This window comes from Psychrobacter pacificensis (assembly GCF_900101915.1).
GTDB lineage: Bacteria > Pseudomonadota > Gammaproteobacteria > Pseudomonadales > Moraxellaceae > Psychrobacter > Psychrobacter pacificensis.
Window position 1 is genome coordinate 149,570 of sequence record NZ_FNAL01000005.1, and the last position, 15,401, is coordinate 164,970.

Below are 15,401 nucleotides of genomic sequence, written 5' to 3' on the forward strand. Positions count from 1 at the left end.
TTTACTGAAGTTCGTTAGATAAGTACGTTTTATAGTCAATTCTCTATAAAAGAATTACAGCGTTAACCTCGCTTCAAGTATTACATATACATCTGCACTGGGCTGCCTTGTACTACTTTTAAATTGAATCAACTATAGCTGATATATGTTAAAAATTGAATGTGGCTGACACTTTTAAGGCCGTTGGCTCACCTGCATTTAGATAGCCTGAATCTGCATAACCGCCTACTGACTGCCAATAATCTTCACCCGTGACATTGGTTACCACACCTTTTAGAGTAACGTCTTGTCCTGCTAGCATAGTGCGATAGCGTGCACCAAGGTCTAAGGTCGTATAACCATCAACCTTTAAGGTATTGGCATTATCCGAATAACGAGAGCCTGTGTGGATAATATCGCCCGTTAATGTCAGTCCTTCAACTGCGGCTAAATCATATTCTATGTTAACATTGCTCTGCAAGGTAGGCACACCAATCACTCGATTGCCATCTAATGCACTATCACCGGTGTCTTTTTGTTTGGCACTTAAATAACTGACGCCCGCATTGAGGCGCATGTTTTCACTTGGGCTACCAAAGACAGTCAACTCCACACCTTGATGGCGGTTTTCTCCAGCCGCAGTAAACGTATTTGAGTTGTTGATATAAGCACGTGGTTCATCAGTTCGGAAGACAGCGAGACTACTGCCAATCATGCCATTGTCGTATTTCACACCCAGTTCAGTTTGCTCACTCACGTACGGATCTAGATTTTGACCACCATTAGTGACAGCGTCATTATCGTTAGTTAGAGGCGCTCTTTTACCTGGTGCTAGACTTTCAATATAGTTACCGTAAATCGACCAGTCCATATTCGGTTGATAGACAATACCGATACTTGGGGTCCACTCACTCTTATCGTAATGAGCCGTTTCTGCCTGCGTGTTGGCATCATAGCTGGTGGTTTTTAAGTTCTGATGACGCACGCCTAAAGTAGTTTTTAGCTTATCGTCGAACAGTGATATGGTGTCTGCTAGCGCAAAGCTTTGGAACTGCTTTTCATTGGTTAATTTTGGATCGTCTAAGTTGCCGCCAAACGTAGTTGTACTTGTAAAAGGGACTTCCGTGTAGTCGGTAGGGCGATAAAAATTGGTTGCGAGTTGGTTACCAAAATCAAAAGCATAAGCGCCTTTTTCTTCTTGATCATAGAGGTTTGCGGCCAACACTAAGCTATGAGCCACTTCACCGGTTTGTAATTTACCACGTAGACCAAGCTCGGCGCTTTGTACTTTATCTTCTCGAGTATTGTCAAAGCGATAAACTGTACCCGCACCATCAACGTTGTTGACAGTTAACGTGGCTAGTGAGTTTTCTTCCTCGCCACTTCGCACACCGTAAGCACCATAAGCGGTGATATTGTCATTAAAGTCATATTCTCCTCGAATCGTACCAAAGACATCTTTTTCATCTGAGTACGTCCAAGGCTGCGCCCAATTTTTTGAGCCATCTGGCGCATTTGGTACACTAGACACCCCACCAAGATTGACACTAGGACGAGTCTCTGACAGCTTATTGTCTTGCCAGCCTAAATCTGCTGATAGGCGATACTGATCCCCTCTATAGTCCAAACCAAGTGCAGCCAGACCCAAGGTCGACGACTCATCATCGATAGCACTGTCACCATCTTGATAAGCAGCATTAAAACGAACACCAATAGCATCATCGCTACCAAAGCGATCACTGACATCTACCGCGACCTTACCTTGGTCACCTTGACCATAACCAAGCGTCACTTCACGTAGCGGGTCATTGCCAGCACGTTTTGGTAATAGGTTAATCGTACCACCTGCGTTACCGCCACTAGGTGCGGCACCATTTAGCATGGCAGAAGCGCCGCGTTGGACTTCAACACGCTCAAATAATTCGGTGGCGATATACTGTCGGGGCAAAATACCGTATAAGCCATTAAACATCGTATCATCTGATGTGGTGATAAAACCGCGCATAAAGTAGGCTTCTTGAAAGTTACCAAAACCCCTTGCCACGCGAACAGTAGGATCCTTTTTGAGTAGATCGCCTACACTTTGGGCTTGCTGATTGGTGATATATTCATTGGTGTATGAGGTGGTAGAGAACGGCGTATCCATGATGTCTTGGTTACCCAAGATTCCGACGCGGCTACCGGTCGCAACTTGGCCACCTTCATAAGCATCTGGCAATCCATCCGCTGAAGCATCAGCGCTACTAGTGACGACGATAGTATCAAGTACCACATTAGGAGTGGTTTGAGCATCTACATCATCTGCCTGTGCCCATGCCGATTGACTCGTTGTTAATACGATGACAGAAGTAGATAGACAGGTTGAGCATAGTGTCTTTAAAGATAGGGATTTCGTCGATACCAACCTCGAAGGTATAGATACTAATCGTAGAGAAGAACCAGATACATTCGAAAGATTAAATAACGCAGCAGATAAGCGAGACAGTTGCATGAATATTTCCAGCATGTAATTTAAATCGTTATTATATTGATAATAATTTTCATTATCAATATTATTGCGGAACTAATGCTAAATATATTTTCAGGTTAAAATTCTAAATGTATTATTTATATTGCCAATAGTGGTCTTGCCTGCTCAATTCCTTATTTTGAAATGTAAGGCATCTGCATTATCGTCGCTTTGTGCCTTGTCTGGAACAATTTTAGCGATCAGCAGTGCCTATTTGCGAATGTTCAACACGCCCTACTTTTAATTATCTATAAATGTCAGGTAGATTATTCACTACTTTAAAGTTCGAATTCTTAGTTTCCTAAGCTCCTCTTAAGGTTTGTTTGTTGTAATAGCGGTAGAGCAGACGATGTGATGGCGAGTCTACTAGCGGTATCTCGCCTAGATTCGATGTTTAGCAATCACGTCGTCAAAAACAAACGAACCATTAAAGGAGTGACGGTCATGACCCAACATAGCACAAGCAATCCGGCGCACGAGCCTGATATGTCTTTATCAAATACTCCTAAAACTCGACAAGTACGAGTTTGGGATATGTTGGTCAGAGTGACTCACTGGGCCGTCGCGGCTGGTATCACTGCCAATTTGCTGTTTACCGAAGAAGGTAGTGAGCTGCATCAATATGTCGGTTATATCGGGGTGGGGCTAGTGGTTGTCCGTCTACTTTGGGGATTTGTGGGGACACGTTATGCACGTTTCAGTGACTTTTTCCCCACGCCATCTCGTATCAAACGCCATTTATCTGATTTGAGTATTCGCCACACAGACGAGCAGCATTTGGGTCATAATCCATTGGCTGCCATCATGATGTTTGCGTTATGGGCGGTGATTATTGGCTTGGGTATTAGTGGCTATCTGATGGAAGCCAATATTTTTGCCAGTAAAGATGTCCTTGAAGAAGTTCATGAGATACTGGCCAATAGTTTATACTTACTGGTGCCGCTGCATATTATCTCTGCGATTGCCATGAGCTATTGGGAGCGGCAAAACCTGATCAAGTCGATGATAACGGGTAATAAAACGGTGACGCCGCGTCGCCCACAATAAAAAAAGACAATAGAGTACATAACGTAATAGGACAGTCATGGCACGCATACTATTAATAGAAGACGATAGCAATATCGCTGAAGGTTTGGTCGTTGGGCTCAAAAGCCATGGTATGATGGTCGATTGGTTTAGTGATGCCAAGCAAGGTGAGATGGCACTGCAAGAGGGTATGTTTGACGCGGTGCTACTTGATTTGACTTTGCCAAGAGGGGATGGCATGACGGTGCTACAAAATTGGCGCTACAAACAGCTAGATACGCCGGTATTGATCATTACGGCTCGTGACGCGATTGCCAACCGCGTGGCTGGACTCAATGCGGGCGCCGATGATTATCTGGTCAAGCCATTTGCACTAGACGAAGTGGTTGCCCGCCTGCAAGCCTTGATACGGCGCAGTCAAGGACGTAGCCAGCCTGAGATTCGTTATGGTGACGTCGCTTATTGGCCGCACAATCACCGAGTCTCTTATCAAGGCCAAGTCGTTGAGCTCACCATCAAAGAAGTGGCGATACTCGAGCAAATGCTGACCCATCCCAAACAGATTCACAGCCGCGCAAGCTTAGAGGACAAGCTCTACGGCTGGCAACAGGATATTGAGAGCAATGCCATTGAAGTACATATCCATCATTTACGCAAAAAGCTGGGCAATGACTTTATTTTAACCAAACGTGGCATCGGCTACTATCTCAATCCAGCCCATAATCATTAATATGTTTATATTCAATTTGGCTTTCAATATACAAACCATATATGAGCAACCTATGAGCTTATGAAAAGTATCCAGCAGCGACTGTTCATCTCCTTACTCATTGGTCTGCCTTTGCTGTGGCTTATCACATCGAGCTTTATTGCTTGGCGGTTGTGGCACGAAATCAATGAGATGAATGACACACAAATCACCCAAGTGGTTCGTTACTTGATGGGCATATCCGCCAATGACGATGAGCAAAGTGACCGCGACAATAATAACGAGACAGAGCACAATGGAAAACCCGTCGCCAAAATATATAATTTAAAAAGTAAGGCGCTGTCAGGTGATCTGGGTGATGCAGAAGACGATTACATGGGTTTTGCTATTTGGGATAAAGAGGGGAATCTCTTAGCGGCTGACGAGAACGGACAGTCGTTTTCTTTTTTGCCCAATCAGCGCGGTTTTGTAGAAGAGGACAACGCTATTTATCAGCGTCTAAACCCTTTTAGTAAACGCTGGCGGTTGTTTTATGCGCATGATGACTATCGTAGCGATGATATGGGTGAGGAGCGTGTGATTGCCATTGGTCAAAGCCTTGCCTCTCGTAGAGAAATGATTGTTGAAGCGATGTCTGTGCAAGTACTGCCGATGTTAATTGGGCTGCTTTCCTTAATGATCTTGACTATCGGATTGATACGACACGGACTGATGCCATTAAGTCAGATTAGTTCTGAGGTAGAACAGCGCAAGCCGCAAGACGATCGTCCGATTACAGCGGACGTCCCACAAGAGATTCAGCCTTTAGTGACCGCGTTAAACGTGTTGTTTGTGAAAGTGGCAGACACTCTAGCACGGGAGCAGCGCTTTACCGCTGATGCCTCTCATGAGCTGCGTAGCCCACTGGCTGCGCTCAAACTACAAGCCGATCTTTTGCAGCAGCAGCTATTACAGCTGTCTGGTATAGAAAACGACAGTCAACTGTTTTATCACACGCAAAAAATCAGCGATGGTATTGAGCGCGCCACCCATTTGGTCGATCAGTTATTGGTGTTAGCCAAAATAGAGCCGCAACAGCAGTTGCCTTTTGAGCAATTAGAACGTCCAGACTGGCTGATGCTCACCGATACTGTGCTGAGCGACGTCAACCGCTTAGCGCGTGAAAAACACATCCAATTAAAACGTACCGTACACTGTGACAATTCTGCCGATATTTTACCCATTCTTATTAATCCAGTGTTGTTTAAACTATTAATCCGTAACCTATTAGACAATGCCATTCGTTATTGCCCAGAGGGCTGCCAGATTGAACTGCAGTTGGATACTGATAGTATCAAAGTGGTGGATAATGGCTTGGGCGTCGACCCAGAGCAGCTAGCGCGGCTAAGCGAGCGCTTCTATCGTCCAGCCGGTCAAACCCAAATAGGTAGTGGGCTGGGGCTATCAATTGCCAATCGAATTGCCGATCTGCACAATCTTACCTTAGCATTTGCCAACCGCCCTCAACCAGAAACAGGCTTTATCGTAACGGTCAGCAGTAAGAACGCACTCTCAAAACCGTTATAAGACATAAAGCATACTGTATTAGTCTGTATCAGTTACACTAGGGCATACCCATTCGCGTTTCTACCTTTTGAGGATTTTATGCATCATTCTATTCATGACGAAGCACATTTGAGCAATCGCAATCATTGGTTGAGGGCAGCAGTGCTGGGGGCGAACGATGGGTTGATTTCGACCGCCAGTCTATTGGTTGGGGTGGCTGCTGCCAGTACAAGCAGTCAGACATTGCTGCTGACAGGTATGGCGGCGCTGACCGCAGGTGCATTATCAATGGCGGCTGGCGAGTATATCTCGGTCTCATCACAGGCGGATACCGAAAAGGCGGATCTCGATAAAGAGCGACATGAGCTGAGGCACAATGCTGAGCGTGAGCTGCTTGAGCTCACCAAAATTTATGAGGCGCGTGGACTTGAGCATGATTTGGCGCATCAAGTGGCCGTGAGCTTGACTGAGCACAATGCGTTAGAAGCCCATGCCCGTGATGAGATTGGCCTGACGGATATTAGCGAAGCAAAGCCCATTCATGCCTCAGTGGCTTCAGGACTATCATTTATAGCGGGGGCGATACTACCCATTATTGGGATATTACTGTTACCAGCGGAAACACTGGTTTGGTCATTGTCATCTTTGACAATATTGGGTTTGATGCTACTTGGGATCATCTCTGCTCGTCTAGGCGGTGCACCTGTGATCCCTGCGACTACCAGAATCGTGGTTTGGGGCGTGCTTGCCATGGTGGCAACCTCGTTAATTGGTCGCTTATTTGGTGTGGCAATTTAAAGGCAAACTCACTCACTCCACGATTGCCTAACTGATTATCATGATTTTCTAGCATACTGTTTGATGGTGGGCAGGTCTTTGACAATGGCGTTGCCAACGATGTTGGGAAACAATCGATTGAGCCATGCAAAAAAACGTTCGGGAAACCCCAAATGCTGATGCGCTTGTTTGGTTGATATAAAGTGAATCAGTGCCTTTGCGACGGTCTCAGGCGAGTCCATTTTTACTTTCAATGCCTCGTTCATAGCGACGACGGCATCGTTATTCATGGTGGTCTTGGTGGCTCTGGGCGCAAAATAGCGAAACGTCACTGAGGTGTCGGCATACTCGCGGCCTAACGCTTCACTTGCACCGCGTAAGGCAAACTTGCTTGCGCTATAAGCACTAAAACCTGGATAGCCAATACTGCCAAAGGTTGAGCCAACGCTGATAATTTGGCTCGGGCTAGGCTGCGCTATCAAGATAGGTAGCAGTCTTTTTATAAGCTGTAGTGGATACGCCACATTGACGAGCATCATCTGTTCAATCGTGTCATCATTTTGATCCGTGAGCAAAGCAAAATCATTGATACCTGCGTTGAGTATGACTGTATCAATGACGTTTCTATGGCCTTGTGTCATTTCACCCAGTCCCTCTACCAGTAGCGATTGCGATGTCTGCGAGCTTAAATCACACGTATGAGACACAAGTGGGATATCAGGATAGTCTTTGGTCAACTCATCTACCAAATGAGTCAAGGTTTGGTTGTTACGCCCGACCAAAATGACAGGCTGATTATTGGCACATAATTGCCGTGCGATCTCCTGCCCGATACCACCCGTGGCACCGATTAGCATGGTGTAATTGAGCGTAGCTTGTACTAGGTCTGATTGGCCATTAGCTGGTGTCATGATATCGCATCCTTGTTGAACATTGATTGTTAGAGCACGGACTATTGAAGCGCGGATTGTGGTGAGATGTGCTGTTGCTAATCGTTTGAGTGATTCATGCCATGCCTAATGCCAAGCCCCATCGCAATATACAGCTTACGCTCTGTTAAAGGCACATCAATTTGTCGACGACCATGCATGATGCGTTTGTTGTCGAGTATCACCACATCGCCATTTTGCCACGCAATGTCTTGAGTGTATTTTTCACAAAGCTGAGTCAGCTCATCTAGGAGCGCATCATCAACGTGTTGACCGTTTGCTAGGGTGAACTCAGGTTTTTCATAGTTAAATGAGGGCCCAAGTAAGGTATTTGCAAAGGCCAGTTGACCGCTTACGTTGTCTTCTCGAATTGCAGGTATCTGTAATACGTACCGAACGCCGCCGTCTGTCTGAGGTTCTACGTGATGCGTTAACGTCTTGCTCGTCGTCGCCGTGATAAATGTCTCTAAATCATCCAAGCTTATTTGATCGGCGTCTGCTCTGCCGGTCGCAGTCGCCACATAATTTTGCCAAATAGCCTGAGGCAAATAGCGACTGATACGCATCGGCTGACTAAAGGTGGCTTTTAGCTCAGGTGATAGCGCTTGATACACTGCATGCCCATCACATATCGTTGTTTGTGAGCCTTTTTTGGCGCTCAATTCACTAAAAAAAGCAATGACGTCAGGCGGCATCGGCGTATTGCCATTTTCGATATGTAGTCCAATAGCATGCGTGCCTGCATCCACTTTTTGCGCTTCAGAAGTGATGTTTTGGCGGGCGGGATCGTAGGTCAAGGTTTGACAAAGTTGACTCATCAACTGGCTAAACGTCTCTACATCGTAGTGATAGCCTCGAAGTAACGTCCAACCATGGGTTTGCAACTGCATTAAAATATCAGCGGTTTTAGGCAGGGATACGCTAGCAGACGCGTGGGAGGTTGGTGCCTTAAAAGTGTCAAGTTCGATAACGTCGCTTTTTATCAAGTTGCTTTGTATCAGGTCGTTTTCTATCAAATCATTTGGCATAAGAGTGGTTTGCATAATATGGTCCTATTGTTGCACTGCTGGTAAAAGCGTCTGTTATAAGCCGAGTGCCGATTGATAAGCGGTAAAAATGTGCGCGCGTCGCAGTTTGCCGTTATCAGTCAATAATTCATTGTCCGTACTAAAAGGGTGCTCGGCGAGATGCCACTGTTGGATACGCGCATAGTCAGGCAAGGTTTGGTTAACGACATCTATCGCTTGCGCAATCGCAGATTGTGGATCATTGCTCGTTGCGACCATGTTGGGGTTGGCGACTATCACCGCAGACAAATGCGGCTCATTATCTCCGAGTACCGCGACCTGATAAATAATGGGCTGCGTTGAGAGCTGCGCTTCTACCCATTCAGGCGAGATATTACGGCCAAAACTACTGATGAGCACGTTTTTGCGTCGACCCGTGATGTATAAATAGCCGTCGTCATCTAAATGACCGATATCCCCTGTGGCAATGATGCCATTGTCATCCTTACTATTGTCATGGTTTAAGTAGCCTTGCATCGCATTGCCCTTTACCATTACTTCGCCACTATCTGCGATGCTGACCGAGGCGTGAGGCATAGGTTTGCCCACACTGCCTTCGCGCTTTGCTTTTGGCGTATTGAGACTGACTACCGAGCCGCATTCAGACAAACCATAGCCTTCATAAACAGGCAAGCTTAAGGCACTGGCGTCTTGTAGTAATTGAGGGGAGACTTTGCCGCCGCCGACTGCCATAAACTTTAATGATGGCACAGCAGCATTGGCGCTGGATTTGGTTGCTCCCTTGTCTGCCATGTGCTCACAAATGGCTTTTAGCATTTGCGGTAATAAAATAACGCTGGCGATATCGTATGTTTGTACCGTTGTCATCAAGCGCTTGGCATCAAATGCTTGATTGGATAACAAACCAAATTGATCAATACGCCCCGTCACTAAGGTGCGCCCCATATATAGACTCACGTAAATACCTGCCACGTTTTCTAATAAAGTGGCAAAAGGCAAGACGCTTAAATGACTAAAATTGCTTGTGGCATTGCTCACTTTTGGCGCGTTAGCATCATCTGTCAAGGTATCAGCGAGCGCACCCGATAACGACTCGACAATACGCATCAATGTCTCTTGACCCAAACACACGCCTTTTGGCATGCCCGTACTGCCTGAGGTGTAAGTCACTTTGCAAAAATCGCTGGCAGTAGAGGAGTTTTGAGCGGTGAAGGTATGGTCAGTGATGGTGCCAGCAAGTTGATAAAAACGGCCTGTGATATGAGTCGCCTGCTCAGACTTGATGGCTTTTGTCTCTGGTGTATCAGCAATTATCCAATTATCCGTATTGTCTATGGTTGGCAGTTGTAAACCAGCGGCAACGTATACCATCTCTATCTGCGCATCTTGTAGTAAGTGCGCAATTTGCGCGGCACTAAAAAATAAGGGGATGGGCACAACAACCGCGCCGACGGTACTCAATGCCAAATCGAGTATGATCCAATCTATATCGTTATGCGCATATAAGGCGACACGCTTGCCTTGCCATGTTTCTAATGTTTGATGAAGCGCGGATAGCGTGCGTTGTAGCTGATCATAAGTTAGGCTGGTCGTGTTATGGTCAGCTATCGTTTGTATCGCCACCTGCTTGGGAGTTTGGCGGGCATGCTGACATATCGCGGTATAAATGGGGGTCATGTTATTCTCACTGTCTTGTGGTGGTGCAGTGTTATTGGTTGGCTAATGCATGCGTATTAAACGGCTATCTTATTTAGCGTCAAACGCGTGGTAGCATTCATCTCTAACGTTTCGGTATAGCGATAATGTGGGGCGCATACCCGCTTAGCATCGGCCACATTGATAGCGACGACCAAGGGATTATGCTGATAGTAATGGCCCCATGAGGATACTTGCTCAGGGTCTTCTAGCGCTTCTGCCGTGGCCTTGGCAATGACATGACTGCGAATGCCCATATGTGCCAATATATGCCGTACCGCATCGGTGCCAGTACACACGACCCAGTCTGCTTTGGTTTGGTGTTCATGAGTCGTAGAATTCAGGGTGGGGGTGGATAAATAAAACACCAAAAATGCTATCATAAGCCGCGCGCTACCCGCACAACCTGATGCCAAATTGCCAATCTCAAAAATGCGCTGGCGACTGACTGGCTCGCCTGCCACTCTGCTGATCTCATGTTGTATCGGCGTGTTCAGATACTGCTCTAAAAATATCTTATCTTCACAGATAGGCTTTAGACCGATAGCAACGCTCGTCCCTTTAAATGTAGGTAACGCATTATCATCAGTGGATAACCAATCGCCATAGGATGACATATCGGCAAAACCTGAAAACAAAATGGGCATAAAGTAGCTTAATCGGGCGTGATGGATATACGCATATATGCGTTTGATAAATGCCTGGGCATCTTGGTTTTGGGCATAGGAAGCAGGCGATGTCGCTATTGGCATTTGTGTACTGGCACGAATATAGAGGGAGGAGGGTATGCCTTGCACTTCCAATATTGACATTGGCTTAACCGCTTCAATATAAAAGGTCGTATTTAGAACATTCTGTAAGGTATGAGTGCTATCAATAGATAATGACATCAGCTGTCTCCAAATGGTTAAAAGCTTTTAGCACGATTAACATCATGAAAGCATCATAAAGGAGCAACCTTAACTGAACCTTAAGATAGTATCGTCTTTAACAGGCGATATAGTTAGTTAGCAGTCGATATAGTTAGAAACGAGTATTTAGCCCAGTATTTAACCTCCATTCATGTGCAGTAATCACGGACATGATTAGTCCTAAAGCCGTAAACCGACTCAACTGCTGACTTATCATCCTCAAAAACTGCATGTATCAGTCCTTATACTATAGAAAATAGTCCAGTATAAATTCAAAAAAATGATATTTACAATAGGTGTCAATGGTTTTTAGCCAACAATAAGTTGCCATTATAATAACTTTGACTGTGATTATATTTTGAGTTTTTTGGTGTTTATTTATCAGTCAAACAAGAATTTAGGTGCTGCAAACGCCGTCAACATCGAGAGTGAAATCGGTGTGAATCTCATCGCGCCTAATAATATTTACCTACTCCCTAATAAAAACCATATCAGTGTGTTTGAGCCTACTGGTTCTTATTGATATGCTATTTAGTTTTTATTCAATTGTGGAAGACAACTATGACTTTACTGCTTCACCGCTTGTATTCTTTTCGCCGCTGTCCCTATGCCATGCGTGCCCGTCTCGGTCTTTTATTTGCCGAGCAGTCTGTAGCGCTGCGGGAGGTTACGCTGAAGAATAAACCAGAGCAAATGCTAGCGATTAGCCCAAAAGGGACAGTACCCGTTTTACAGTTGGCGGATGGGACCGTCATTGAAGAAAGTGACGAGATTATGATGTGGGCACTTGCGCAGAATGACCCACACGGATTACTGGATAAAAATACATTACCGCAAGCAAATGAATTGATTGCACAAAATGACAATGAGTTTAAATATTGGCTAGATCGATACAAATATGCAGATCGGTATCCTGAGATGACGCAGAGCGAGTATCGACAGCGCGGCGAGGTGTTTTTGCAGGTATTGGAGACGCTATTGACAAAAAATGTCTATCTATTAGGAGACAGTGTGACCACAGCGGATATTGGTATCATGCCGTTTGTTCGTCAATTTGCGCATGTTGATCGTGAGGTGTTTTATGGTTTGCCATACCCTAAATTGCAGCAGTGGTTACAAGATTGGCTTGCGCATCCGTTATTTTTGCAAGTTATGACTAAGTTTGAACCATGGCAAGAAGGCGATGAGGTGGTGATTTTTCCTTGTTAATATCTAGTATTTGAAGTTATTTATATGATCACATGAGTGGTGAGTGGTAGGTAAAGTATAGATTTGAAAGAACGTAGGAGAATACACATTGTATACTTGTAGTGGTCAAATATTTTTAGACAGTACTTAAGAGGTTTTTGTTGAAATAAAGTCTCTCTTTCTTGCTCGGTGTTAAATACTCATTAAAGCTGTGTGGTCTTACACTTTGATAATAGCCCCAAATATAATCATTTACTGCCTGCCAAGCCTCATCAATATTGTCATAGCCGTTTTTTGGCATCCACTCTGTCTTAAAGCTTCTAAAGAACCTCACATGTTTTTCAAGCTCTTGTATACGCCGTAATTCAGGCGTTAGGGCTTTGCCTTCTGATGGCATGACACCTTGCTGTTCTTTACGGTATTTATATACCCAATTCTCTAAGGTGGTTTTGCCGATACCTAATGAGTTGGCTACTTCTGGTATCTTCCTGCCTTGATCTTCAACCAGTTTAATGGCTTCTAGCTTAAATTCTTGGCTGTAGCGTCCGCGTTTGGTGGTCATATCTTCTCTCCAGTTTTGGTGATAGTATAACCTCTTATCTACTGTCCTATTTCATTATGCCACTACAATGACACCTGCTGAGTACAGGCAGGTGGCTTAATTATTCTACGATGATGTTGTGTTAAGAATGGGGTATTTACAATGAGGTAATTCCGCTTATGGAACATTTAGCAGGCCTAACAAGACCGTAAGTTGACCTCCCTGCGCTACACTTCAGCCGGTAAATTATGGCAGCGTTGATATCACTACCACTTGCCAAGTTGAATACACTGATGACTATCTAACTTGTAAGCCATAATTACTTTAGTTTGAATTAAAGTGAGTGAATGCATAGACTGAAGCAAGTAATGTTGTCTTCAGTCTATGTTCGTAGTTCGATTACACTTATTCTATAGGAGACGGCTTACCGTGCGGGCTTGAGCGTAGGTACTGTTTGGGCGCTTTGACGGTTGCGCCAAGCTCGGCCGCCGCGTGCCACGGCCAGTGCGGGTCATAGAGGATACCGCGTGCCAAGGCAACCGCGTCCGCTTGCTGCTCGGTGATGATGCTTTCTGCCTGCTCGGCCTCGGTGATTAGGCCCACGGCAATGACGGGTATATTGACCGCTTCTTTTACGGCTGCGGCAAAAGGTACTTGATAGCTCGCCTTTACAGGGATTTGCTGCTCTGGGCTCAGTCCTGCGGTGCTCACATGGATATAATCACAGCCTAATGCTTCTAAGGCTTTAGCCAGCTCAATCGTTTGGGTAAGGTCCCAGCCGCCTTCGACCCAATCGGTTGCAGAAACCCGCACGCCCACTGGCTTGTCACTTGAAAACTCAGCCCGAACCGCTGTAAACACGTCAAGTAACAAGCGCATTCTGTTTTCAAGACTGCCGCCGTATTGATCATCACGCTTGTTAGAAAGCGGCGATAAAAACTGATGCAATAGATAGCCGTGCGCACCATGCAGCTCAATTAAGTCAAGCCCCAGCGTATCTGCGCGTTTTGCTGCATTCACAAAATCACTGATGAATGTATCAATGTCATTTTGATCCATTGCTGTGGGTACAGTAGAGTTTTCGTCATACGCAAGCGCTGATGGTGCCACCGTTTGCCAGCCATTTACCTCATCAGGGGCAATCGAGCCGTCGCCGTCCCATGGTTTTTTGGTTGACGCTTTACGCCCAGCATGGGCCAACTGGATGCCTATCGGCATTGGGCTGTACTGTCTGACAGCAGTGAGCGTTTTATCCAGTGCCGCTTGCGTCCTGTCATCCCATAATCCCAAATCAGCATAGCTGATGCGTCCTTGCGGGTTGACCGCCGTCGCTTCTAAAATAAGTAGCCCTGCACCGCTCAAACTCATCTGACCGATATGAATCGTATGCCAATCGCTTGCCGCGCCGTCATTGGCAGAGTACTGGCACATAGGAGCGATGATAATACGGTTATCTAATGTAAGTTGCCCAAGTTGTAAAGGCGAAAAAAGCTGGCTCATAATAAATCCTTAAAAAAACGCGCTTTGCTTAAAGGCATGGAAAATAACAGGAAAAATCGATATAAATGGTTTATATAATTAGCGCTTGAATACATGATGGGGATGAATGGTTTTTTTTATAGGGTACATTTAAGTGAGGCTAGCTGATATATAGATTACTCTCAATCATGTTTTTCATATGCAGCAGGCGAGGGGCGATGTCTTCTTCTAATTTGGTGCGACTCAGGATAAAACTTGGCGCGCCGCAGTTAAACGTGAGCAAACCTTCCGTCGGGTGCATCAGCGCAATGGCAACCGCATTGACATCCTTTTGCCATTCACTGATAGAAAAACAATAGCCGTAATCTTCATAATCTTGAAAGGCTTTGTCCAGCCCTCGTCTGATCTTTAGCCAATCATCCTTGTACTTATTGCGAATCGCATTTAGGATAAATTCTTGCTCAGCAGGCGGCATGCTGGCGAGGCAAGCGCGTCCCATTGAGCTTAAATGAATGGGGAGATATGAGCCGATATTGCGCTGCATGGTCGTGCTACCAGCGCCCTGTACCACATTGAGATAGACCATCATCAACCGATCGCGAGTCGCCATGGCCACCGCACTATTGGCATAATCTGCCAGCTCTTCCATATAAGGGGTCGCGAGGTTATTGATGGAGATGTTGGTCATCATGGTATAGCCAAACCCAAGTACGCCGGTTGAGAGCTGATACTTACTGCTCGTAGTAGACTGTTTGAGATAGCCTAATTTGACCAGGGTATAGGTGAGGCGAGTGATGGTACCCTTAGGAATCCCTGTCAGTTGACTCAGCTCTTGATTGCCCAGATAAGGTCGCTTCGGGGTAAAACAGCGCAGTAGCTCAAGACCACGAGCCAACGCGGTGACAAATTGTCTGTCGTTTTTGCCCTGCATCTCTGCAATGGGTTCTAACAACTCCATATGCATCTCATTATTAGGGTCGTCATTGGCAAAGGTGTCGTTCGTCATAGGCGGTCTATTATCCCAATTCAGTCCATACAAGCATAGTAAAATTATCACTACCTAGCGTCACCGTGAGCCAGTATTG

At 45.6% G+C, this 15,401-nt stretch carries 13 protein-coding genes and 2 pseudogenes; 6 read left to right on the top strand and 9 right to left on the bottom strand.

Annotation, left to right across the window (positions count from 1 at the left end):
• Positions 1–148: 148 nt before the first annotated feature.
• Entirely contained in the window at positions 149–2,470 is a 2,322-nt protein-coding gene (locus tag BLR43_RS04710; protein WP_093069204.1) for a TonB-dependent receptor, read from the bottom strand.
• A gap of 462 nt (positions 2,471–2,932) precedes the next feature.
• Between BLR43_RS04710 and BLR43_RS04715 the strand changes: the two genes are divergently transcribed.
• From BLR43_RS04715 to BLR43_RS04730, 4 genes are all read left to right on the top strand, one after another.
• Positions 2,933–3,535: a cytochrome b/b6 domain-containing protein gene (locus BLR43_RS04715; protein ID WP_083328806.1), complete on the top strand. Its 603-nt coding sequence runs from the start codon at positions 2,933–2,935 to the stop codon at positions 3,533–3,535.
• A 37-nt stretch (positions 3,536–3,572) separates the two neighbouring features.
• Entirely contained in the window at positions 3,573–4,244 is a 672-nt protein-coding gene (locus tag BLR43_RS04720) for a response regulator (RefSeq protein WP_071001505.1), read from the top strand.
• Positions 4,245–4,304: 60 nt separating this feature from the next.
• Complete coding sequence (locus BLR43_RS04725) at positions 4,305–5,789, top strand: ATP-binding protein (RefSeq protein ID WP_071001506.1); 1,485 nt, start codon at positions 4,305–4,307, stop codon at positions 5,787–5,789.
• Between the two features lie 78 nt (positions 5,790–5,867).
• Complete coding sequence (locus BLR43_RS04730) at positions 5,868–6,566, top strand: VIT1/CCC1 transporter family protein (protein ID WP_071001507.1); 699 nt, start codon at positions 5,868–5,870, stop codon at positions 6,564–6,566.
• A 38-nt stretch (positions 6,567–6,604) separates the two neighbouring features.
• On the opposite strand, the gene BLR43_RS04735 is transcribed toward BLR43_RS04730, so the two are convergent.
• From BLR43_RS04735 to BLR43_RS04750, 4 genes are all read right to left on the bottom strand, one after another.
• Positions 6,605–7,456 (bottom strand): SDR family oxidoreductase, encoded by an 852-nt coding sequence (locus BLR43_RS04735; RefSeq protein ID WP_093069205.1) that lies wholly within the window; start codon positions 7,454–7,456, stop codon positions 6,605–6,607.
• Between the two features lie 77 nt (positions 7,457–7,533).
• Positions 7,534–8,517, bottom strand: coding sequence for a TauD/TfdA family dioxygenase (locus BLR43_RS04740; protein ID WP_227674302.1), 984 nt, complete (start codon positions 8,515–8,517; stop codon positions 7,534–7,536).
• Positions 8,518–8,556: 39 nt separating this feature from the next.
• Positions 8,557–10,179 carry an AMP-binding protein gene (locus BLR43_RS04745; protein WP_093069206.1) on the bottom strand — a complete coding sequence of 541 codons (1,623 nt, stop codon included), beginning with the start codon at positions 10,177–10,179 and terminating at the stop codon, positions 8,557–8,559.
• 56 nt (positions 10,180–10,235) lie between these two features.
• Entirely contained in the window at positions 10,236–11,087 is an 852-nt protein-coding gene (locus BLR43_RS04750; RefSeq protein ID WP_093069207.1) for a thermostable hemolysin, read from the bottom strand.
• Positions 11,088–11,466: 379 nt separating this feature from the next.
• On the opposite strand from BLR43_RS04750, the gene BLR43_RS13585 reads away from it, so the two are divergent.
• Together BLR43_RS13585 and BLR43_RS04755 are read left to right on the top strand one after the other, a co-directional pair.
• Positions 11,467–11,631: a hypothetical protein gene (locus BLR43_RS13585; RefSeq protein ID WP_166739205.1), complete on the top strand. Its 165-nt coding sequence runs from the start codon at positions 11,467–11,469 to the stop codon at positions 11,629–11,631.
• A gap of 38 nt (positions 11,632–11,669) precedes the next feature.
• A complete protein-coding gene (locus BLR43_RS04755) occupies positions 11,670–12,317 on the top strand; it encodes a glutathione S-transferase (RefSeq protein ID WP_093069214.1) in 648 nt (215 codons plus the stop codon).
• 115 nt (positions 12,318–12,432) lie between these two features.
• Here BLR43_RS04755 and BLR43_RS13830 read toward each other — a convergent pair.
• The 4 genes and pseudogenes from BLR43_RS13830 to BLR43_RS04770 form a co-directional block, all read right to left on the bottom strand.
• Positions 12,433–12,627: pseudogene (locus BLR43_RS13830) on the bottom strand (IS3 family transposase); the annotation flags it as partial.
• Positions 12,628–12,639: 12 nt separating this feature from the next.
• Positions 12,640–12,858: pseudogene (locus tag BLR43_RS13835) on the bottom strand (transposase); the annotation flags it as partial.
• Between the two features lie 384 nt (positions 12,859–13,242).
• Positions 13,243–14,337 carry an NADH:flavin oxidoreductase/NADH oxidase gene (locus tag BLR43_RS04765; RefSeq protein ID WP_093069215.1) on the bottom strand — a complete coding sequence of 365 codons (1,095 nt, stop codon included), beginning with the start codon at positions 14,335–14,337 and terminating at the stop codon, positions 13,243–13,245.
• 139 nt (positions 14,338–14,476) lie between these two features.
• On the bottom strand, positions 14,477–15,322 hold the full coding sequence (locus tag BLR43_RS04770; protein WP_093069219.1) for an IclR family transcriptional regulator: 846 nt from the start codon (positions 15,320–15,322) through the stop codon (positions 14,477–14,479).
• Positions 15,323–15,401: the final 79 nt, after the last annotated feature.